The organism is Kitasatospora sp. NPDC098652, assembly GCF_044760155.1.
In the GTDB taxonomy this organism is placed as follows: Bacteria; Actinomycetota; Actinomycetes; order Streptomycetales; family Streptomycetaceae; genus Kitasatospora.
Genome location: NZ_JBIWAQ010000033.1, coordinates 19,217 through 39,327, shown reverse-complemented (window position 1 = coordinate 39,327; position 20,111 = coordinate 19,217). Strand labels below are relative to the sequence as shown.

20 protein-coding genes are annotated in these 20,111 nt (G+C 72.7%); 7 read left to right on the top strand and 13 right to left on the bottom strand.

Features of this window, described 5'->3' with window-relative positions:
• Nucleotides 1–397: 397 nt before the first annotated feature.
• Nucleotides 398–838 (top strand): D-aminoacyl-tRNA deacylase, encoded by a 441-nt coding sequence (dtd, locus tag ACIQWA_RS37930; RefSeq protein ID WP_350509234.1) that lies wholly within the window; start codon nt 398–400, stop codon nt 836–838.
• Between the two features lie 55 nt (nt 839–893).
• Here the strand turns inward: dtd and ACIQWA_RS37925 are convergent, their stop codons facing one another.
• From ACIQWA_RS37925 to ACIQWA_RS37915, 3 genes are all read right to left on the bottom strand, one after another.
• Complete coding sequence (locus tag ACIQWA_RS37925; RefSeq protein ID WP_402490965.1) at nt 894–1,856, bottom strand: YgfZ/GcvT domain-containing protein; 963 nt, start codon at nt 1,854–1,856, stop codon at nt 894–896.
• Nucleotides 1,857–1,875: 19 nt separating this feature from the next.
• Nucleotides 1,876–2,358, bottom strand: a complete 483-nt coding sequence (locus ACIQWA_RS37920) for a Fur family transcriptional regulator (RefSeq protein ID WP_402490925.1) — start codon at nt 2,356–2,358, stop codon at nt 1,876–1,878.
• 121 nt (nt 2,359–2,479) lie between these two features.
• Complete coding sequence (locus ACIQWA_RS37915) at nt 2,480–3,064, bottom strand: FABP family protein (protein WP_360241531.1); 585 nt, start codon at nt 3,062–3,064, stop codon at nt 2,480–2,482.
• Nucleotides 3,065–3,434: 370 nt separating this feature from the next.
• Here ACIQWA_RS37915 and ACIQWA_RS37910 point away from each other — a divergent pair, with 370 nt between their 5' ends.
• Nucleotides 3,435–3,797, top strand: a complete 363-nt coding sequence (locus ACIQWA_RS37910; RefSeq protein WP_360241533.1) for a DsrE family protein — start codon at nt 3,435–3,437, stop codon at nt 3,795–3,797.
• Nucleotides 3,798–3,801: 4 nt separating this feature from the next.
• Here the strand turns inward: ACIQWA_RS37910 and ACIQWA_RS37905 are convergent, their stop codons facing one another.
• From ACIQWA_RS37905 to ACIQWA_RS37875, 7 genes are all read right to left on the bottom strand, one after another.
• The gene (locus tag ACIQWA_RS37905) at nt 3,802–4,074 is read right to left on the bottom strand and encodes a DUF3099 domain-containing protein (protein ID WP_402490920.1); all 273 of its coding nucleotides are present in this window, start codon (nt 4,072–4,074) and stop codon (nt 3,802–3,804) included.
• 65 nt (nt 4,075–4,139) lie between these two features.
• A complete protein-coding gene (locus ACIQWA_RS37900) occupies nt 4,140–4,430 on the bottom strand; it encodes a DUF1416 domain-containing protein (RefSeq protein ID WP_045692289.1) in 291 nt (96 codons plus the stop codon).
• Between the two features lie 37 nt (nt 4,431–4,467).
• Nucleotides 4,468–5,304: a sulfurtransferase gene (locus tag ACIQWA_RS37895; protein WP_360241537.1), complete on the bottom strand. Its 837-nt coding sequence runs from the start codon at nt 5,302–5,304 to the stop codon at nt 4,468–4,470.
• A 252-nt stretch (nt 5,305–5,556) separates the two neighbouring features.
• A complete protein-coding gene (locus tag ACIQWA_RS37890) occupies nt 5,557–5,637 on the bottom strand; it encodes an Ms5788A family Cys-rich leader peptide (RefSeq protein ID WP_350517234.1) in 81 nt (26 codons plus the stop codon).
• Nucleotides 5,638–5,911: 274 nt separating this feature from the next.
• The gene (locus ACIQWA_RS37885; protein ID WP_402490915.1) at nt 5,912–6,631 is read right to left on the bottom strand and encodes a DUF2993 domain-containing protein; all 720 of its coding nucleotides are present in this window, start codon (nt 6,629–6,631) and stop codon (nt 5,912–5,914) included.
• 132 nt (nt 6,632–6,763) lie between these two features.
• Nucleotides 6,764–8,380, bottom strand: coding sequence for a hypothetical protein (locus ACIQWA_RS37880; RefSeq protein WP_402490913.1), 1,617 nt, complete (start codon nt 8,378–8,380; stop codon nt 6,764–6,766).
• Nucleotides 8,381–8,385: 5 nt separating this feature from the next.
• Complete coding sequence (locus ACIQWA_RS37875; RefSeq protein ID WP_360241545.1) at nt 8,386–8,679, bottom strand: MoaD/ThiS family protein; 294 nt, start codon at nt 8,677–8,679, stop codon at nt 8,386–8,388.
• A 655-nt stretch (nt 8,680–9,334) separates the two neighbouring features.
• On the opposite strand from ACIQWA_RS37875, the gene ACIQWA_RS37870 reads away from it, so the two are divergent.
• The 5 genes from ACIQWA_RS37870 to ACIQWA_RS37850 all read left to right on the top strand — a co-directional run bounded on the left by ACIQWA_RS37870 (nt 9,335) and on the right by ACIQWA_RS37850 (nt 14,972).
• The gene (locus ACIQWA_RS37870; RefSeq protein ID WP_360241548.1) at nt 9,335–10,066 is read left to right on the top strand and encodes a response regulator transcription factor; all 732 of its coding nucleotides are present in this window, start codon (nt 9,335–9,337) and stop codon (nt 10,064–10,066) included.
• A gap of 136 nt (nt 10,067–10,202) precedes the next feature.
• Nucleotides 10,203–11,261 (top strand): LacI family DNA-binding transcriptional regulator, encoded by a 1,059-nt coding sequence (locus ACIQWA_RS37865; protein ID WP_360241551.1) that lies wholly within the window; start codon nt 10,203–10,205, stop codon nt 11,259–11,261.
• A 129-nt stretch (nt 11,262–11,390) separates the two neighbouring features.
• Nucleotides 11,391–12,605 carry a S1C family serine protease gene (locus ACIQWA_RS37860; RefSeq protein WP_402490909.1) on the top strand — a complete coding sequence of 405 codons (1,215 nt, stop codon included), beginning with the start codon at nt 11,391–11,393 and terminating at the stop codon, nt 12,603–12,605.
• A gap of 112 nt (nt 12,606–12,717) precedes the next feature.
• The gene (locus tag ACIQWA_RS37855; RefSeq protein ID WP_360241557.1) at nt 12,718–13,488 is read left to right on the top strand and encodes a response regulator transcription factor; all 771 of its coding nucleotides are present in this window, start codon (nt 12,718–12,720) and stop codon (nt 13,486–13,488) included.
• 38 nt (nt 13,489–13,526) lie between these two features.
• Entirely contained in the window at nt 13,527–14,972 is a 1,446-nt protein-coding gene (locus ACIQWA_RS37850) for a sensor histidine kinase (RefSeq protein WP_402490906.1), read from the top strand.
• 89 nt (nt 14,973–15,061) lie between these two features.
• On the opposite strand, the gene ACIQWA_RS37845 is transcribed toward ACIQWA_RS37850, so the two are convergent.
• From ACIQWA_RS37845 to ACIQWA_RS37835, 3 genes are all read right to left on the bottom strand, one after another.
• Nucleotides 15,062–16,861 carry a bifunctional metallophosphatase/5'-nucleotidase gene (locus ACIQWA_RS37845; protein WP_402490903.1) on the bottom strand — a complete coding sequence of 600 codons (1,800 nt, stop codon included), beginning with the start codon at nt 16,859–16,861 and terminating at the stop codon, nt 15,062–15,064.
• A 209-nt stretch (nt 16,862–17,070) separates the two neighbouring features.
• The gene (locus tag ACIQWA_RS37840) at nt 17,071–18,420 is read right to left on the bottom strand and encodes an ATP-binding protein (RefSeq protein ID WP_360241565.1); all 1,350 of its coding nucleotides are present in this window, start codon (nt 18,418–18,420) and stop codon (nt 17,071–17,073) included.
• Nucleotides 18,421–18,533: 113 nt separating this feature from the next.
• The gene (locus tag ACIQWA_RS37835) at nt 18,534–20,108 is read right to left on the bottom strand and encodes an SCO6880 family protein (RefSeq protein WP_402490901.1); all 1,575 of its coding nucleotides are present in this window, start codon (nt 20,106–20,108) and stop codon (nt 18,534–18,536) included.
• Between the last annotated feature and the right edge of the window lie 3 nt (nt 20,109–20,111).

Here is a 20,111-nt window from a genome sequence, read left to right as displayed (position 1 = left end):
TCCCGTCCGTTGGCACGCCCGGGGGCCCCGAAGGGTTCCACTCCCCGGCCGGGACCACCCGCCGGGGCGACCCCGACAGAACGCCTGACCTACCGGCTCGACCGCCCGGCCGAACCCGGCCCGGTGCGGCGGACCTCCAGGCGCGCCGGGCCCTTCGTGCGGTCCCCCAGCGTGCCACCCCACCCGGCGCGCGCGCACCGCCCGTGCACCCGAACGGCCCCCTGGCGAACGGGGGTGGCTGATATGACCGGGCCTTTCCGCAGCAGGAGCAGCGCCCGAACCTGCGCAGGCGCGCACTGCACGGCGTGCGCCACCCTTGCGCGCGCCCCGGGTGTACGCCCCCCCGGATTCCCCCGAGACCCCACGGGGCGCTCCGGCGCTCCGGCACAATGGCGGCATGCGAGCAGTGGTGCAGCGAGTGACCGAGGCCCGGGTGACCGTGGCCGGAGAGACCGTCGGCGCGATCGAGGGGCCCGGGCTCTGCGTCCTGGTCGGCGTGACCCACGAGGACACCCCGGCCAAGGCGGCCCAACTGGCCCGCAAGCTCTGGACGCTGCGAATCCTGCCGGTCAACGGCGAGGGCGTGGAGCAGAGTTGCTCGGACATCGGCGGCCCGCTGCTGGTGATCAGCCAGTTCACCCTCTACGGCGACGCCCGCAAGGGCCGCCGGCCCACCTGGACCGCCGCCGCCCCCGGGCCGGTCGCCGAGCCGCTGGTGGACGAGGTCGTGGCCCAACTGCGCGCGCTGGGCGCCAAGGTGGAGACCGGCCGGTTCGGCGCCGACATGCAGGTGGCGCTGGTGAACGACGGCCCGTTCACCGTCCTCGTCGAGGTCTGAGGCCCCGGCGGACCCGAGGGCCGGACCCCTGAGGCCCCGGCCCTCTGCCCGGCGCCTACTGCGGGACGATCACGTCCTGGGTGCCCGGCACCGTGCCGGCCAGCAGCACCGCGTCCACCGGGACGTTCCGCTTGACGACCGCCAGCGCGATCGGCCCCAGCTCGTGGTGCCGGGCCGAGGAGGTCACGACGCCCAGCGCCCGCCCGTCCGGGTCGGAGGCCAGCCGCACCTCGGTGCCGTGCGGGGGCAGCGTCTCCTCGGTGCCGTCCAGGTGCAGGAAGACCAGCCGGCGCGGCGGGCGGCCCAGGTTGTGCACCCGGGCGACGGTCTCCTGGCCGCGGTAGCAGCCCTTCTGCAGGTGGACGGCGGTGCGCAGCCAGTCCACCTCGTGCGGGATGGTCCGGTGGTCGGTCTCGAAGCCGAGCCGGGGCCGGTGGCCCTCGATCCGCAGCGCCTCGTAGGCCCAGACGCCGGCCGCCGGGCCGTACCCGGCGGCGCGCTCCGCCAGCTCGGCGCGCGGCACGAACAGGTCGCGGCCGTACGGGAGTTCGCGGACGGCGGCGGCGCCCTCGACGGAGCCGGTGGAGCCGGCCGGCAGGTGGACGACTGCGTAGTCGGCGGTCGCGTCGGCGACCTCCACCCGGTAGAAGAACTTCATGCTCTCCAGGTAGCCGACCAGCGCCTCCTGGGTGCCGGGCTCGACGTGCGCCCAGGTGGTGGTGCCGTCGTCGACCAGGTAGAGGGCGTGCTCGACGTGCCCGTTCGGGGAGAGCACCAGCGCCTCGGTGGCGTGCTGCGGCTCCAGCCCGCTGACGTGCTGGGTGAGCAGCAGGTGCAGCCAGGCGAGCCGGTCCGCGCCGGTGACGGTGACCACGCCGCGGTGCGAGAGGTCGACGAAGCCGGTGCCCCGGGACAGGTTCCGTTGCTCGCGGAAGATGTCGCCGTAGTGGGCGGCGACGCCCTCGTCGGCCCCCTCGGCGGGGACGGCTCCGGGCAGGGCAAGCAGCGGGCTCTTCACACCGGTCATACCGGCCAGCTTACGACCGCTCGGCGGCCGGCCCGGCGGCGCAGTCGGCGCAGCGGCCGAAGATGGCGAAATGCTTGAGGTCGGTGTCGAAGCCGTGCTGCTCGCGCAGCCGGTCGATCAGCGGCTGGGCGATCTCGGTGTCGGTCTCGGTGACCTTCTCGCAGTCCCGGCAGACCAGGTGGAGGTGGTGGTGGCGGCCGGCCAGGTGGTAGGTCGGGGCGCCGTGGCCGAGGTGGGCGTGCGAGACCAGGCCCAGCTCCTCCAGCAGCTCCAGGGTCCGGTAGACGGTGGAGATGTTGACGCCGCTGGCGGTCTTGCGGACGTGGCAGAGGATGTCGTCGGGGGTGGCGTGGTCGAGGGCGTCCACGGCCTCCAGCACGAGCTGCCGCTGCGGCGTGAGGCGGTAGCCGCGCTCGCGCAGGTCGGCCTTCCAGTCGCCGGAGAGCTGCCAGTCGGTGGTGCCGGTGTCCGCCACGGTTTCTGTCCCTGCCAAGGTCGGGGGTCCTGTGGCAAGTGTAGGGACCGGCCGCGGGCCGGTCCCTACTCGTGCACGGAACGTCTTGAACCGTGGCTGCTCGCCGCGGCCGCTCGGGCTGTGCCGGCCCGGGCCGTGCCTACTTGAAGAAGGCGATGCCGTCGTCCGGCAGGTCGTTGATGTCCTTGATCAGCTGGGCCGGGCTGAGCACCTTCTTGAGCTGCGCGGACATGTACGGGCGCAGCGGCACGTTCGGGGCGGCCTTCTCGCCGACCCAGAGCAGCTCGCCGTTGACGAAGCCGAACAGCCGCTTGCCGCCGGTGTACTCCGGGGAGCCCTCGATCCGGGCCACCGCGTCGGTGGAGACGTCGACCTGCGGCTTGCCGTCGGCCAGTTCGCCGTACCAGATCTCGACCGTGCCGTCGTCGCGGACGGAGGAGATCTCGATCCCGCGGACACCGCTGGTGCCGTCGTGGTTGCTGGTGATGCGCCAGAAGGCGTGCTCGTTCTCCAGCGGGCGGACCTTCTCACCCTCCTCGTTCAGCACCCAGGTGCGGGAGCGGAACTCCAGGAAGGGACGGCCGTCGTGGCGGATCACGATCTCCTGGCCGAAGTTGCACTTCTCCGTGCCGGGGAAGTCGTACACGCCCGCGCCCTCCCAGGTACCGAGGAGGAAGGCGAGCGGGACGACGTCCCTGTGGAGGTCAGAAGGGATCTCGATCATGTTCCTGGTCGCTGTCGTGGTCGGTGCGGTCTGCCTCAACCGTACGGCAGGGTCAGCGCTGGCCCTGGTACAGCTTCATCACCGAGAAGATGGCGAACCAGGTGATCAGCACGGCCATCAGGGCCAGCAGACCGTCGAAGAAGATTTCCAGACCGGACACGGGGGGCTCCCAGGCGGCGACAGTGTGGTGGATTTTGCTCGCGCTCACTCTATCCGGAGGGCTACGGTCGGTCGCGGTGAGCCCCACCACGTCGGCTTCCGCGCCGCAGCGTCAGGCGCCGCACCGCCTCCCCGGGGCGCCGTTCAAGGTTTGCCCATGGGATTCCACGATGACGGCGGACGGGGGCGGCGGGACCTCTAAGGTGGCGCCATGTCGAAGAAGCTCGTCATCAAGGTGACCGCCGGTGCGGACGCGCCGGAGCGGTGCTCGCAGGCCTTCACGGTGGCGGCCGTGGCCGTCGCCAGCGGGATCGAGGTCTCGCTGTGGCTGACCGGGGAGTCCTCCTGGTTCGCCCTGCCGGGGAAGGCGGCGGAGTTCGAGCTGCCGCACGCCGCACCGCTGCCGGACCTGCTGGAGTCGATCCTGGCGGCCGGCTCGGTGACGCTGTGCACCCAGTGCGCGGCCCGGCGCGGGATCGAGCAGAAGGACACCGTCGAGGGCGTCCGGATCGCGGGCGCGCAGGTCTTCGTCAGCGAGATCATGGCGGACGGCGTCCAGGCGCTGGTCTACTGACGCCCTACGGGCGTTCCTCGTGGTCGGGGCGGTCCCGGTCGTGGCCGGGCTCGTCCCACTTCGGGTCCTCCCAGCGCGGGTCGTTCCACCAGTCGTCGTCCGGGTCCCGCTTGTTGGCGAACACCGCGGCGGCCGGCGGGATGACCATCGCCACCAGGCACAGGCCGATCGCCGCGCCCACCGAGAAGAACCGCACCACGGCCCAGGCCAGCACGAACAGGCCCAGGCACACGCCCATCATGGCGTAGTAGTAGCGCCGCCGGCGCCTCGTCTGCACGTCTTCCACGGTACGACCGAGGGCCCCCGCACGGCAGGGGCCCTCGGCGTGATCGTCCGTGCCGGTCAGACCGCGATCGCGACCTCGACGGCGGCGCCCTGGGAGGCCACCACCTGACGGTCCACGGTCTGGCCCGGGACCAGCGCCCGCAGGGTCCACTTGCCCGGGCGGGCGAAGAACCGGAACTGGCCGGTCGCCGAGGTGGGCACCTCGGCCGTGAACTCGTTGTTCTCGTCCAGCAGCCGGACGTAGCCGTTGACCGGCTCACCGTCGCGGGTCACCGAACCCTGGATGATCGTCTCGTTCGCCACGTCAACTCCTGCCAGGTCCGGCCCGCCGGCCTTCGCACCGCACATGTCTGTCTCCTTCTGACTTACGGGTCGAGCCGGGGGCTCAGTTGCTGCCGAGCTCGATCGGCACGCCGACCAGGCTGCCGTACTCGGTCCACGAGCCGTCGTAGTTCTTCACGTTCTCCTGGCCGAGGAGCTCGTGCAGCACGAACCAGGTGAGCGCGGAGCGCTCGCCGATCCGGCAGTAGGCGATGGTGTCCTTCGCCAGGTCGATGCCCTCGGCCTCGTAGAGGGCCTTGAGCTCGTCGTCGCTCTTGAAGGTGCCGTCGTCGTTGGCGTTCTTCGCCCACGGGATGTTGCGGGCGCTCGGCACGTGGCCGGGACGCTGCGACTGCTCCTGCGGGAGGTGGGCCGGGGCGAGCAGCTTGCCGGAGAACTCGTCGGGCGAGCGGACGTCGACCAGGTTGAGGGTGCCGATGGCGGCGATCACGTCGTCGCGGAAGGCGCGGATCGAGGAGTCGGCGGCCTGCGCCTTGTACTCGGTGGCCGGGCGGGCCGGGACCTCGGCGACCAGGTCGCGGGAGTCCAGCTCCCACTTCTTGCGGCCGCCGTCCAGCAGGCGGACGTCGCCGTGGCCGTACAGCTTGAAGTACCAGTAGGCGTACGAGGCGAACCAGTTGTTGTTGCCGCCGTACAGGACGACGGTGTCGTCGTTGGCGATGCCCTTGGCGCTGAGCAGCGCCTCGAAGCCGGCCCGGTCGATGAAGTCGCGGCGGACCGGGTCCTGGAGGTCCTGCTTCCAGTCGATCCGGACGGCGTTGCGGATGTGGTTCTTGTCGTACGCGGAGGTGTCCTCGTCGACCTCGACGATGACGACCTTCGGGTCGTCCAGGTGGGCCTGGACCCAGTCGGCGTCGACCAGGACGTCGCTGCGGCTCATGGTGGTGTTCTCCATCCGAGGGCGGTTTGCGGAAGGTGCTGCTCAGCTGCTCAGCGGGGGTGCTGCCGGGGTGGTGCCGGGGGTACCCGAACGGAGGCGGTCCGAAATCCTGTCCGAATGATGGGACGGAGGAGGGAAGCCGGGGCGATCGGGCGGGGGACTGCGGAGTACGGGGGACCATCGGCCCCGAGGGCCGGACGAGGTCACCGGAAGGTCGGCGGCGGGCACGAACTGCCCTGCCGGAATGCCGACTCAGCGCATTCGACACAGACAGGCGGCCACGCGGCACAGGTCGACCGCCCGCCGCTTCGTGAGATCCGTCTGTCGCTTCATGCCGACGATGCTAGGGACACCGGAGGCCCGCTGTCATCAGCGTATCGAATGTCGAGACCAGAACGACCGAATGCTGGGATTTGCCCTCGGTGCGGCCCGCCGGGCGGCGGGCGGGCCCCCGCCGGCGGCGCACAACGGGCGGAAACGACACCGCTCCGCGGGCCGCGCTGGACAGCGCGTCTCGCGGAGCGGAACGGCGGGTGCCTCTTCGGGCCGGCCGGAGGAGGGCGGAGGAGGGCGAAGGAGGGCGAAGGAGGGCGAAGGAGGAGGGCGGTCAGCCCAGCAGCTTGACGCCCTTGCCCTCGAAGGACAGCTGGAGGCCCTCCGGCAGCGGCGCCACGCCGTCCTTGGCGGCCAGCTGGAGGCCGGCCGGCATCGAGTCCAGGGTGAAGGCGGCCGGCTCGATCTTCCGGTTGCCCAGCCCGGCGACCATCTCGGCCAGCGAGCTCAGCTTGAGGCCGTCCACGGTAATGGTGTTGCCCGTGTTGTGCACGGTGGCCTCACCCACCGAGACCGGCCCCAGCGAGGCCTTGACCTTGCCCGGGCCGCCGTACGACAGGCTCAGCCGGGCGTTGCCGCCGACCGGCAGCGGGCCGCCCATCAGCTGGGAGGCCGGGGGCAGCAGCTGGGCGAGGTCCTGGTAGCTGATCACGCCGCTGCCGGCGCCGCTGTCCACGGTCGCGCTGTTCAGGCTGTCGCTCACCTCGACCCCGGACAGCTTCGCCTTGAAGGAGTGCAGCGCCACCTGCTGCCCGTTGTTCTGGACGGTCAGTCCGTCCGAGGAGATCCGGACGTCGTCCAGCTTCTTCGAGACCACCTGGGTGAGGAACGGGAAGCCCTCGATCGTGACGTCCGGGCGCTGGCTCATCCGGCCGTTCTTCACCAGCTGGTCGGCGGCCTCGTCCTCGGCCACGCCGACCGCGATCCGGTCCGCGCCCACCAGCAGCCCGGAGAGCACCACCAGGCCGATCGTCGCCTTCAGCCATCCGCGCATCGTGTCCCCCGTCGTCGCCGGTCGCCGTCGTCCGTCCCGGAGCCGCGCCGGGCGCGGCCCTCCCGCACGACCGTACGACGTCCCGCCCCGGAAGGTGGTTCCGGGGCGGGACGCGGTCGTGACGTACCCGACTCAGCCGGCCAGCAGGCCGGTGGCCATCCAGATCAGCGGCGCGGCCACCGCCAGCGGCAGCGCCACGCCCGCCGTCATGTGCACGAAGCGGGACGGGAAGTCGTACGCCGCGACCCGGCGGCCGACCAGCGCACCCAGCCCGGCCAGCGCACCCAGCGCCACCGGCGCGCCCACCAGCAGGCCCAGCAGCACCGCAGCGACCAGGCCCAGTACCGGGCCCAGCTGCTTCGGCCCGGGCAGCGGAGCCGCCGCCAGCAGGGTCGCCAGCGCGACCGCGCCCACCCCCGCCGGCACCCAGTCGGCCAGCAGCAGCGTGGTGCACAGCGCCGTCACCACGGTGGCCGAACCCAGCACGGTCAGCGCGTAGAACCGCTCCTTCGGGTCCGACGGACGGAACGTCTGGAGCACCAGCACCAGCAGGAAGAACCCGCCCAGGGCGCCCACCACGGCCGCCACGCCGCTGCCGGCGTCCGCCAGCAGCACCGCCACGTCGGCGGTGAGCCCGGCCAGCGCGGCCAGCAGGATGCCCTGCCGGGCCGGCCACATGCCGTTCAGCCGGAACCAGCCGGCCGCCGTGAGCAGCTGCAGCGCCGCCACCACCAGGGCCAGCGCCACCTGCCCCAGCGCGGCACCGCCGGCCAGCAGCGCGGCCACGGCGGCGGTGATCAGGGCGGGCTGGAGGCCCGGGTCGATGATCGGCGAACCGGTCCGGCCGCCCGGGGACGGGGCCGGGGCCGCAGCCGGGGACGGGGCCCCCGGGAACGGGCCGCCCGGCACCGGCTGCACCGGGACGGCGCCGTACGGCGGGGCCGCGGGCGCGTCCGGGCGCTTGAGCGTCATGGTCGGCTGGTCGAGGCCGGGCCCGGCACCGGGCGCCCCCACGGGCGGCGCGCCCACGGGCGGCGCCGCGGCCGCGGGGTGCCCGAGCGGCGCGCCCTGCGGGGCGCCCTGCTGCGGGGCGGTCCGCGGCGCCGGAGCGGGCGCCCCGGCCGGGGCCGCGTGCCGCGCCCGGGAGGGCGGCGGCGGGGCCTGCTGCGGAGCCTGCTGCCCGTACGACTGAGCCGACGGCGCCTGCGGCGGGTAGGGCTGCGCCGCCGGAGGCTGCTGCGGGTACGACTGGGCCGGCCCCTGCGGCGGGTACGGCTGCGCCGCCGGAGGCTGCTGCGGGTACGACTGGGCCGGCCCCTGCGGCGGGTACGGCTGCGCCGCCGGGGGCTGGTGCACCGGCGGCCGGCCGTGCTGCGGCGGTCGGCCGTTCCGCGGCGGCGGGGCGACCGGCATCGCGCCGGAGACCGTCACCGGCGGCAGCAGCGTGGTGGCCGCCGCGTCGTCCAGCGGCGGGACGGGCGGGAGCAGCGTGGTCGCCGCGTCGTCCAGCGGGGGCACCGGCGGCAGCAGGGTGGTGGCGGCCGCGTCGTCCAGCGCGGGCACCGGCGGCAGCACGGCGGTGGCGTCGGCGTCGTCCACCGGATAGCCGTACGGGTGCTGCGGCGGCTGCGGCGCGTGCTGCGGCCGGTACTGCTGCGGCTGCGGATAGGGCTGCTGCGGCTGCTGCGGCGGCGGCCAGTTGCCGTAGCCGCCGTGGTTCGGGTTGTTCGGGTCGTTCATGTCCGTCACGCCGCTCAGCCTCCCGCGAACGGCGGGAGGACCTCGACCGTCCCGCCCTCGGTCAGGGCCACCGTCGCGTGGTCCCGGCCGCCGACCTGCGCGCCGTCGACCAGGTACGAGCAGTGCCCGAGCAACTGGACGAGCTTCGGCCGGTCGGCGTGCCGCGCCCTGGCCGCCGCCAGCGCCTCCGCCAGGGTCGCCGCCTCGTACGGCTCCTCGGCCAGCCCGGCCTCGGACTTCGCCGCCGCCCAGTAGCGGATCGTCCCGCGCGCCCGGGCGCCGCTCGCGGGCTCGGTGGTCGCGCCCATCGGGCCACCCCATTCCGTTCGTCCTCGCCCGGCCCCGGTGACCCGGTCCGGCTCGCCACCGGAGCGTGCCCCGACCACCCGAACGATGGACCCGGGCAGCGCCGCCGATGTGCGTCCCATGATGGCGTGTCCGCCGGTGCGAGCGGCAATCGCCCTGGCCCGACCGGCCCGGAGCGGGGCTCGAAGCTGTGGCCAGGCTCACCCGGCGCACGCCCGGATTGGGCGAACCGTCGGATTCACGCACTCCCGGCGCGCAGAGCGGTCGGCTATCCTCGACCTCCAAGAGGGATCCGGGCAGAGTCGCCCCCGGGTCCTTTTGTGCTTTCAGGACGCCAGTACGGACGTTCGTGCGATTCGTCGGCCCACCCCCGACGCTTCGTGGGAACCGCCCCGCTCTCTCGGCACAAGGACGTGCCGGGCCGACGGGGTGTCGCCACCCCGGCGCCGGGCCGCCACCCGGGACCGGACCAGACCGGAGGGTTCGCGGGATGAACAGGGCAGAAACGGTGCGCCGCGGGTTGCGGGACCCCCGGTGCGTCGAGTGCTCCCGCGGTACCCCCCGGGCGTCCTCCCCCCTGCCCTCAGCACCTGCGCCCACCGACTGCGGCGGCAGCCGGGGCGCGACCGCGACGACCCGGAAAGGGGACCCCCGGGTATGAGTTCACTCCTCCTCCTCACCAACGCACTGCAACCGTCCGCCGAAGTGCTACCGGCCCTCGGCCTGCTGCTGCACAACGTCCGGGTGGCCCCCGCCGAGGGGTCGGCCCTGGTCGACACCCCCAGCGCGGACGTCATCCTGGTCGACGGGCGCCGCGACCTGCCGCAGGTCCGCAGCCTGTGCCAGCTGCTGCGCTCCACCGGCATCGGCTCCCCGCTGATCCTGGTGGTCACCGAGGGCGGCCTGGCCGCCGTGACCGCCGAGTGGGGCATCGACGACGTCCTGCTGGACACCGCCGGCCCGGCCGAGGTCGAGGCCCGGCTGCGGCTCGCGCTCGGCCGCCTCCAGGTCGCCACCGACGACAGCCCGATGGAGATCCGCAACGGCGACCTCTCGGTCGACGAGGCCACCTACTCCGCCAAGCTCAAGGGCCGGGCGCTCGACCTCACCTTCAAGGAGTTCGAGCTGCTCAAGTACCTCGCCCAGCACCCCGGCCGGGTCTTCACCCGGGCCCAGCTGCTCCAGGAGGTCTGGGGCTACGACTACTTCGGCGGCACCCGCACGGTGGACGTGCACGTCCGGCGGCTGCGCGCCAAGCTCGGCGTGGAGAACGAGCAGCTGATCGGCACCGTGCGCAACGTCGGCTACCGCTTCGTCGTCCCGGAGAAGACCGACAAGAGCGAGCGCCCGGACCTCGCCCAGCGCCCCTCGGCCCCGCTGGAGGCCTGACGGGCCCGCCCGGAGGAGCCGGGCGGGTCGGGCGGGCCGTCGGCCCGTCCGGCTCGTCCGGATTGCTCCCGGTCCCGCCCGGGAGCGGCCCCGGCTCCCACTGCCGTCCCGGGGACCACACGCGTAGACTCCATCCGTGGCCAAGGTGACGCGCGACGATGTAGCCCGACTGGCTGGGACCTCGACCGCGGTCGTCAGCTACGTGATCAACAACGGTCCGCGCCCGGTCGCGCCCGCGACCCGGGAGAAGGTCCTCGCGGCGATCGAACAGCTCGGCTACCGGCCGAACAGCGTCGCCCAGGCGATGGCCTCCCGCCGGACCAACCTGATCGGCATGGTCGTCCCGGACGCCCGCCAGCCCTTCTTCGCCGAGATGGCCCACGCCGTCGAACGGGCCGCCTCCGAGCGCGGCAAGCTCGTCCTGATCGGCAACTCCGACTACGTCGACGACCGCGAGGTCCACTACGTCCGCGCCTTCCTCGGCATGCGGGTCTCCGGCCTGATCCTGGTCAGCCAGGGCCCCTCGCAGCGCGCCGCCGAGGAGTTCGCCGCGATGGAGGGCGCGAAGGTGGTGCTGCTGCACCGCCGCCCCGAGGCGATCGACGACGTCGCCGTGGTCACCGACGACGTGGGCGGCGCCGAGGCCGTCGTCCGCCACCTGCTGGAGGTGCACGGGCACCCGTACGTGGCCTGCTTCGGCGGCCCGGTGGAGTCCCCCGCCCCCGGCGACCCGGTCATCGACCACGTCGAGGGCTGGCAGCGCGCCATGGACGCCCACGGCATCCCCACCGAGCCGCACCTGATCGACGCCCCCTTCCACCGCTACGGCGCGTACGACGTCGCGCTCCGGCTGCTGCGCTCGCCCGACCGGCCGCGGGCCGTCTTCTGCTCCACCGACGACCAGGCGATCGGCGTGCTGCGGGCCGCCCGCGAGGTCGGCCTGCGGGTCCCCGAGGACCTCGCGGTGGCCGGCTTCGACGACGTGCCCGAGGCCGCGCTCGCCGACCCGCCGCTGACCACCGTCGCCTCCGACCGCGACGCGATGGCCCGGGCCGCCGTGGACCTGGTGCTGGACGACTCGCTGATGGTGCCCGGCTCGGACACCGAGCGGGTCCGCAAGTTCCCGTCCCGCCTGGTCATCCGCCGTTCCTGCGGCTGCGACGGGGCCGCGCCCGACCGGGCCCCGCTGGACTAGCCGGAGCGGAACTTCCCGTTCCGCCCCAAGAGCTGCCTGACCAGGCTTTATGAGAAGTCAACGGGCTTCTCGCCCCGTTCTGAGCCGCTTCTCATCCGGTCCTCATCCACCGGGCGGAGCTTGGTCGGCATGAGCGAACAGCGGCACAACCCCAGCGAGCAGTACGGTCCGTACGAGCCCCGCGTCATCGAGGGCACCGTGCTGGGCTCCGACACCGGCGGCACCGACCCGCGCACCGACCCGCGCACCGACCCGCGCACCGGGTACGGCCACCACCAGGACGGCACCGACCCGTACCCCGGGTACGGCCACCACGAGGACCACCACGGTGCCGCCTTCGGCGCGACGCCGCCTCCCCCGCCGATGCCGCCCGAGCCGCCCACGCTGCTCGGCCACCCCTCCGGCCCCGAGGGCCCCGGCCACCACGGCGGCCGGGCCCGGCGCGGACTGCTGCGCGGACGGCTCGCCCTGGTGACCGCCGTCGCCGCGATCGCCGCCGTCATCGGCGGGGTCACCGGCGGGGTCATCGCCGCCGACCGGCAGTCCTCCGACACCCGGGTCGGAACGATCGCCAGCCCCGTCTCCGCCCGCACCGACGGCACCGCCAACGTGCCCGCCATCGCCGCCGCCGTCTCGCCCAGCGTCGTCCAGATCACCGTCAAGGAGAGCAACGGCACCGCCACCGGCACCGGCGTCGTCCTGGACGCCGACGGTCGGATCCTCACCAACTACCACGTGATCGACGGCGCGTCGAACGGCGGCCGGATCACCGTCACCTTCAAGGACGGCTCCACCGCCCCCGCCACCGTGACCGGCACCGACAAGAACCTCGACGTCGCCGTGATCACCGCGAGCGGCGCCAAGAACCTCACCCCCGCCGTCCTCGGCGACTCCTCCACCGTCGCCATCGGCGACCCGGTCGTCGCCATCGGCAACCCCGACGGCCTCACCGGCACCGTCACCTCCGGCATCATCAGCGCCGAGAACCGCGACGTCACCGTCCAGCTCGACGAGGGCTCCACCAGCGGCAACGGCGGCTTCGGCCTCCCGTTCCTGCCCGGCGTGCCCGGCCTGCGCGGCGGCGCGGCCCAGCAGCAGAACAGCGGCAGCAGCACCACCTACAAGGCCTTCCAGACCGACGCCGCCCTCAACCCCGGCAACTCCGGCGGCCCGCTGATCAACGCCAACGGCCAGGTCATCGCCATCAACTCCGCGATGTACGCGCCCAGCGGCTCCGGCTCCTCGGGCAGCAGCAGCGCCGGCAGCGTCGGCCTCGGCTTCGCCATCCCGATCAACGACATCAAGCAGGTCCTGCCGAAGCTGGAATCCGGCCAGAGCCTGTGAGCCACAATCCGTAGCAACCGGTGAACGTCCGCGAGGCGGACAATTGCCACCAGCAGCAGACCCAGCAGACCCGACAGCGAGCCCTCCACCCGACGAGAAAGGGCAGCAGCCCATGACCCCGTCCGCCGACGACCGCACCCCCGCCGAGGCCGGCCACCCCTCCGCCCGGCTCCTCGTGGTCGACGACGAACCCGCCCTCCGGGACGCCCTGGAGAGCAGCCTCGCCTTCGAGGGCTACGAGGTCGCCACCGCCACCGACGGCTACGAGGCCCTGGAGTCCGTCGAGCGCGACAAGCCCGATCTCGTCCTGCTGGACATCATGATGCCCCGGATGGACGGCCTCACCGCCGTCCGCCGGATGCGCTCCCGCGGCGACACCGTCCCCGTCCTGATGCTCACCGCCCGCGACGCCGTCGGCGACCGCGTCACCGGGCTCGACGTCGGCGCCGACGACTACCTCGCCAAGCCCTTCGAACTCGACGAACTCCTCGCCCGCGTCCGCGCCCTGCTGCGCCGCAACGCCCTCGCCACCGAGGCCGCCGCCCGCGCCGCCGCCGAGGACGACAGCGAGGTCCTCGCCTTCGCCGACCTGCGGATGAACACCGCCACCCGCGAGGTCACCCGGGCCGGCAAGCCGGTCGAACTCACCCGCACCGAGTTCATGCTGCTGGAGATGTTCCTCTCCCACCCCCGCCAGGTCCTCACCCGCGAGCAGATCCTCAAGGCGGTCTGGGGCTTCGACTTCGAGCCCTCCTCCAACTCCCTGGACGTGTACGTGATGTACCTGCGCCGCAAGACCGAGCAGGGCGGCATGCCGCGCCTCATCCAGACCGTCCGAGGCGTCGGCTACGCCCTGCGCCCGGCCGCCGGCACCAACGCGTGAGCGCTGTTCCGCCCCCGCCGCTGGCCCCACCGCGCGTGGTGCCCAGCAGGCGCCGGCGCGTCGTCCAGTGGTACCGCTCCCGCTCGCTGCGCGGCCGTCTCACCTTCCTGAGCGCGGCCGCGGTGGCGGTGGCCATCGCCCTGTCGGCACTGGCGTGCTGGTTCATCGTGGAGAAGCAGCTGTACGGCCAGGTCCGGACGGAACTGCTCAACGCGCCGCAGCCCCGCGGTGTCCCGTCCGTCCTGTACTGCGCCTCCTCCCCGCAGGAGACGCCGACATCACAGGGAAACCCGCCGTCCGAGGGCAGCAATCCGCTCCGGGACGTCCAGTTCGTCATCGCCGACACCGGACAGGTCTGCTTCCTCGAACGCACCGGCCGAGCGGTCCTGGCCGAACCGAAGGACACCCAGGCCTACCACCTCAAGCCCGGCCAGTCGATCATCCGTGACGGCACCTACGCCAACGGCGATCCGGCGGTCATCCGCATCTCCGCCCTCCAGAGCCACAACCTCGGCCCGGTCCTGGCGATGGTGGCAACCCCCACCAAGTCCATCGAGGAATCCCTCCAGGGCCTCGCCATCCTCCTCGGCGCCGTCTCCCTCGGCGGCATCCTGCTGGCCGCCGTCGCCGGCCGCCTCGTCGCCCACTCCTCCCTCAAGCCCGTCGACCAACTCACCGACGCCGTCGAGCACATCGCCCGCACCGAGGAGGTCGGCACCACCATCCCGGTGCACGGGGACGACGAGATCGCCCGGCTGTCCACGTCCTTCAACTCGATGAGCACCGCCCTCGCCAACTCCCGCGAGCGCCAGACCCGGCTGATCGCCGACGCGGGCCACGAGCTGCGCACGCCGCTCACCTCGCTGCGCACCAACGTCGACCTGCTGATCCGCAGCAACGACACCGGCCGCCCGCTGCCCCCGGCGACCAAGACCAAGCTGCTGGGCAACATGAAGGCCCAGATGCAGGAACTCACCGTGCTGATCGGCGACCTGCTCCAGCTCTCCCGCCCCGACACCCCCAAGACCGGCCCGAACCTGACGGTGGTCGCCCTGCACGAGATCGCCGGACGGGCGGTCGAGCGGGCGAAGCTCCGTGGTCCCGGGCTGGTCTTCGAGACGACCGTCGAGCCCTGGTACGCGCACGGCGACGCGGCGGGCCTGGAACGGGCCGTGATCAACCTGCTGGACAACGCGGTGAAGTACAGCCCGCCCGGCGGCACCATCGAGGTCCGGCTCCAGCACGGCGTGTTGACCGTCCGCGACCACGGCCCCGGCATCCCGCCGGACGAGCTCCAGTACGTCTTCGACCGGTTCTGGCGCTCCCCGTCCTCGCGCCAACTGCCCGGCTCGGGGCTGGGGTTGTCGATCGTCGCGCAGAGCGTCCGGGAGGCGGGCGGGGAGGTCACCCTCGGCCCGGCCCAGGACGGCGGCCCCGGCGCGCTGGCCACCGTACGACTTCCCGGCGGCCCCGCCCCCGAGTAGCCGCCCGGAACAGCAGGACGGGCGGGGCGCCCCGACAGCGCCCCGCCCGTCCGACGGCCCCGTCACCGGGGCCGGTGTCCGGCTCTCGGTCAGTCGATGTCGCTGCCCGGGCCGAGGACCTTGATCCGGTCCTGCGCCGGCGGCTTCAACGGCGAGGCCGCCGAGCTGTGGGCCGCCAGGTAGGCCGTGAAGACGTCCAGGTCGGAGGCGCCGACGAGCTTGTCGGTACCGGCCGCGAAGGCCGGGAAGCCGTCGCCGCCACCGGCCAGGAACTCGTTGGCGGCGACCCGGTACTTGGCGGCCGGGTCGACCGGTGCGCCGTTCAGCCGGATCGAGTCCAGGACCACCCGGTCCGCGCCGGTCCTGCGCATGTCCAGGGTGTAGTGGAGGTTCGAGGACACCTGGAGGATCTTCGGCGCCGCGTCGTTGGGGCCGCTCACCTGCTGCTGCAGCAGCTGGACCAGCTGGGCGCCGGTCAGCGTCTTGACCTGCATCATGTTGGTGAACGGCTGGACGGTGAACGCCTCGCCGTAGGTCACCACGCCGTCGCCCTCACTGCCAGAGGCCTTGTAGACCAGGTCGGAGCGCAGCCCGCCCGGGTTCATGAAGGCCACCTGGGCGCCGCCCTTGTCGGCCGGGGCGAGGCCCTCCAGCTGCCCGTCGGCGATCACGTCGCCGAGCGGCTTCTCCAGGTCGCTGCTGCCGCGGCCGTTGATGTCCGCGGAGATGTAGCCGATCGGCCGGTTGGCCTTCGGGGCGGCCAGCTTGGCGTAGTGGTCGATCAGCGCCGTCATGTCCGGGGCCTTCTCGACCGTGCGCCGCACCACGTGGTTCTCGGCCTTGACCGACGGGCGGACGATCTCGCCGGTGGTCTTGTCCAGCTTCATGTCGATCTCGGTGAACAGCCGGCCGAAGGAGGCGGCACTGGTCACCGAGCGCGGCACACCGTTGGGGTCGGGGATGCTGCAGGCGTACGCGTTGTGGGTGTGGCCGGTGACGATGGCGCCGACCGCCGGGTCGATCTTCTTCGCGATGTCGACGATCGGGCCGGAGATGCCCTGGCCGGCCGCGCCGCAGTCGTAGTTGTAGACGCTGCTGGCCGGGTAGCCGCCCTCGTGGACCAGCGCGACGATCGAGTTGACGCCCTTGGCCTTGAGCTCCGCGGCGTACTTGTTGATCGTGGTGACCTCGTTGGCGAACTTGAGGCCCTTGACGCCCTCGGCGGTGACGATGTTCGGCGTGCCCTCCAGGGTGACGCCGATGAAGCCGATCTTGACGCCCTGCGACTTGGTCACCCAGTACGGCGGCAGCAGCGGCTTGCCGGACTTCTCGTCGGTGACGTTGGCCGACAGGTAGTTGAAGTTGGCGCCCTTGAAGGTCCGGCCGGGCTCGTAGCAGCCGTCGGTCGGGTGGCAGCCGCCCTCCTGCTTGCGCAGCAGCTCCGCCGCGCCCTGGTCGAACTCGTGGTTGCCGACCGAGGTGACGTCCAGTCCGAGCTTGTCCATCGCCTCGATGGTCGGCTCGTCGTGGAACAGCGCCGAGGTGAGGGGGCTGGCGCCGACGATGTCGCCGGCCGCGACGGTGATCGAGTCGTCGGCCGGGATCCGCGCCTTGCGCAGCTCGGTGGCCAGGTACTCGATGCCGCCGGCCGGGGTCGAGACCTCCTTGCCGGTGGCCGGGTCGATCTCCTTGACCGTACCGGAGGAGCCCGCCGGGGGCTCCAGGTTGCCGTGGAAGTCGTTGATCGCCAGCAGCTGGAGGTTGACGGTCTTGTGACGCTTGGCGTTGGCGTCGGCGGCCTGAGCGGCCGTCGGCACGACCACCGTGCCGAACAGACCTGCGGCGGCGACGACGGCGAACGCCGCCCGTCGGGATCTGACGGTGAGCATGAGGGATCCCCTGCACCTCGGAGGAGCACGCGGGCGGCGGAGCGCGCCGGCGCGTGCGCAATGTGTTGCGCGAGTGCAGCCTAGGGTCAACGCGCGTAGCTGTCAGGATGTCGAACGTAACGAGAGGATTACCTGCTGACGAACCACCACCGTCAGGCCGGGACGGACCGCCTGCGGACGATCCCCCGGCCTCAGGCAGGGGCCGGCGTTCAGACCCCCGGCTCGGACGCCAACTGCCGCTCGGCCCGCACCCGTTCGGCCACCGCGTCCTCGGTCATCGCGCGGTCGGTGTACACCAGCGGCCGCTCGGTGTCGGTGATGATGTGCTTCACCACCTGCACATTGCCGTTGACGTCCCAGACCGCGATGCCCGGCGACAGGGTCGGGATGATCTCCACCGCCCAGCGCGGCAGGCCCAGCACCCGGCCGGTGGCCCGCGCCTCCTCGGCCTTCTGCATGTAGATCGTCCGGGTGGAGGCCATCTTGAGGATCGCCGACGCCTCCTTGGCCGCCGCACCGTCCACCACGTCCGACAGGTGGTGCACCACCGCCACGAAGGAGAGCCCGAGCCGGCGGCCGAACTTCAACAGCCGCTGGAACAGCTGGGCCACGAACGGGCTGTTGATGATGTGCCAGGCCTCCTCGACCAGGAAGATGCGCTTCTTCCGGTCCGGCCGGATCCAGGTGTGCTCCAGCCACACGCCGACGATCGCCATCAGGATCGGCATCGCGATCGAGTTGCGGTCGATGTGCGAGAGGTCGAAGACGATCAGCGGCGCGTCCAGGTCGATGCCGTCGGTGGTCGGTCCGTCGAACATGCCGCGCAGGTCGCCGTCGACCAGCCGGTCCAGCACCAGCGCCACGTCCAGGCCCCAGGACTGCACCTCGTCCACCGCCACGCCCAGCGACTCCACCGAGGACAGCTCGGGGCTGCGCAGGGTGTCGATGATGTCGTCCAGGACGGGCTGGCGGTCCGTCACCGAGGCGACCACATGGGCGTGCGCCGCCTTCAACGCGAAGCCCGCCCGCTCCTCCAGGCCGCGCCCCATCGCCACCTCGATGATGGTGCGCAGCAGCGACAGCTGGCCGGTCTGGGTGATCGCCGGATCCAGCGGGTTGAGCTTCACCCCGCCGTCCCGGGCCGCCATCGGGTCCAGCCGGATCGACTTTATGCCCAGCGCGTTGGCGATCAGGTTCCACTCGCCGACGCCGTCCTCGCCCTGCGCGTCCAGCACCACGACCTGCCGGTCCCGGAACCTCAACTGCCGCAGCACGTACGTCTTCTCCAGCGCCGACTTGCCGTTGCCGGACTCCCCCAGCACCAGCCAGTGCGGCGCGGGCAGCTGCTGCCCGTACAGCTGGAAGGGGTCGTAGACGTACCCCTTGCCGCTGTACACCTCGCGCCCGATGATCACGCCCGAGTCGCCCAGGCCCGGTGCGGCGGTGGGCAGGTAGACCGCCTGCGCCTGGCCGGTGGAGGTGCGCACCGGCAGCCGGGTGGTCTCCACCTTGCCGAACATCAGGCTGGTGAACGCGTCGGTGAGGTTGCCGATCGCCATGGGTGGCCTCCTGGTGCCGGCTAGGGGTGGTCGGGTGCGGTGGGTGGTCGGGCGGGGTAGGTGGTCGGGCGCGGTGGGGGGACGGGCCCGGTCCCGGAGGACCGGCGCGGGGGTCAGCGGCGGATGCCGGTGGCGAACGGCAGGGTGTTGACGAAGGCCCGGTGGTGCTCGCGGTCGCACCACTCCAGCTTGAGGTAGCTCTTGCCGGCCGAGGCCCGGATGGTCCGCTTGTCGCGGGCCAGCGCCTCGGGGTTGCGCGAGGAGACCGTGATGTAGCCGACCAGGTTCACCCCGGCCGCGCCGGAGGCCAGGTCGTCACCGCGCTGGTCCACCCGGCCGGTGTGGGCCAGGTCGCGCGGGTCGACCGTGCGGTTCATCTTGGCCGCACGACTGGCCTCCGCCTCGTCGTTGGTCTTCTCGGTCAGCATCCGCTCGATCGCGACGTCGGTGGGTTCCAGGTCCATCGTCACCGCCACCGTCCGGATCACGTCCGGGGTGTGCACCAGCAGCGGCGCCAGGAAGTTGACGCCCACCGGGGTGAGCGGCCACTCCTTGATCCAGGCGGTGGCGTGGCACCACGGCTCCCGGGTCGCCGACTCCCTGGTCTTCGCCGTCAGGTACTGCGGGTGGGTCGCGTCCAGCTCGGCCGGCCAGGCGTTGCGCCGGGACATCGCCTGGATGTGGTCGATCGGGTGGTCCGGGTCGTACATCGAGTGCAGCAGCGAGGACAGCCGGGCCTGGCCCAGCGGCTGGCGCACCCGGATGTCCGCCTCGGCCAGCCGGGCGCAGATGTCGGTCAGCTCGCGGGCCATCACGGCCGCCAGCCCGTCGTCGTCCCGGGCCCGCCCGCCGGTCGCGGTGCGGCCCATCGCGTGCGCCTCGGCGGCCAGGTCCCGGGTGTAGTGCATGCACGCCACCAGGTACGCCCGGTGCTGCTCCGAGGAGGTCGACACCATCGACTGCAACTGGTCGTACGAGTCCTGCAGCCAGCGCGGCGCGTCGTGGTCACCGCGGCGCTCGACGTCCTTGGCATGGGCGTCCGGGTCGGCGGGCAGAGTACGGGCCAGGATCTGCAGCCGGGTCACGAAGCCGTCCCCGTTGGCGACGTGCTTCAACAGTGTGCCGAAGCGGTCGACCAGCGCCTCCTGGTCCTCCGAGTCGCGCAGCCCGACGCCCGGGCCCTCGATCTCGATCGCGGCCGTCACCGTCCGCCGCTCCAGGTGCATCAGCACCCCGACCTCGTCCGGCCCGAACGGCGCGGTCAGCCAGCGCAGCCGCCCCACCCCGGGCGGCGGACCGATCTCCACCTCCCGGCCGTCCATCCGGGTGCCCGCGTCCATCGCGTCCGAACGCCACAGCCCGCGCCCGCTGCGGACCGTCCGCCGGTAGGTGCGGTTGATCTCCACCCACCGGTAGAACGTCCGCTTGCGGTACGGCACGTAGACCGCCGCGATGGCCAGCAGCGGCAGGCCGATCAGACCGGCGATCCGCAGCGCCAGGACGGGCATCAGCAGACCCCAGAGCATCCCGAGGAACGCCCCGAAGATGATCAGCAGGATCTCCCCGGACTCCCGGTTGCGGCCGATCACCGCGTTCGGGCGGGCCTTGCCGATCAGGTAGGTGCGGCGCTGGTGCACGTACGGCTGGGCGTACTGGGCCCCGTACTGGCCGAGCGGTTCGCTGCTCACTTC

Excerpts from the sequence above, each read along its gene's own strand:
- dtd (WP_350509234.1), top strand. The coding sequence starts at position 398 with ATGCGAGCAGTGGTGCAGCGAGTGACCGAGGCCCGGGTGACCGTGGCC.
- ACIQWA_RS37915 (WP_360241531.1), bottom strand. The coding sequence starts at position 3,064 with ATGATCGAGATCCCTTCTGACCTCCACAGGGACGTCGTCCCGCTCGCC.
- ACIQWA_RS37910 (WP_360241533.1), top strand. The coding sequence starts at position 3,435 with ATGTCGAAGAAGCTCGTCATCAAGGTGACCGCCGGTGCGGACGCGCCG.
- ACIQWA_RS37900 (WP_045692289.1), bottom strand. The coding sequence starts at position 4,430 with ATGTGCGGTGCGAAGGCCGGCGGGCCGGACCTGGCAGGAGTTGACGTG.
- ACIQWA_RS37895 (WP_360241537.1), bottom strand. The coding sequence starts at position 5,304 with ATGAGCCGCAGCGACGTCCTGGTCGACGCCGACTGGGTCCAGGCCCAC.
- ACIQWA_RS37890 (WP_350517234.1), bottom strand. The coding sequence starts at position 5,637 with ATGAAGCGACAGACGGATCTCACGAAGCGGCGGGCGGTCGACCTGTGC.
- ACIQWA_RS37885 (WP_402490915.1), bottom strand. The coding sequence starts at position 6,631 with ATGCGCGGATGGCTGAAGGCGACGATCGGCCTGGTGGTGCTCTCCGGG.
- ACIQWA_RS37875 (WP_360241545.1), bottom strand. The coding sequence starts at position 8,679 with ATGGGCGCGACCACCGAGCCCGCGAGCGGCGCCCGGGCGCGCGGGACG.
- ACIQWA_RS37870 (WP_360241548.1), top strand. The coding sequence starts at position 9,335 with ATGAGTTCACTCCTCCTCCTCACCAACGCACTGCAACCGTCCGCCGAA.
- ACIQWA_RS37860 (WP_402490909.1), top strand. The coding sequence starts at position 11,391 with ATGAGCGAACAGCGGCACAACCCCAGCGAGCAGTACGGTCCGTACGAG.
- ACIQWA_RS37855 (WP_360241557.1), top strand. The coding sequence starts at position 12,718 with ATGACCCCGTCCGCCGACGACCGCACCCCCGCCGAGGCCGGCCACCCC.
- ACIQWA_RS37845 (WP_402490903.1), bottom strand. The coding sequence starts at position 16,861 with ATGCTCACCGTCAGATCCCGACGGGCGGCGTTCGCCGTCGTCGCCGCC.
- ACIQWA_RS37840 (WP_360241565.1), bottom strand. The coding sequence starts at position 18,420 with ATGGCGATCGGCAACCTCACCGACGCGTTCACCAGCCTGATGTTCGGC.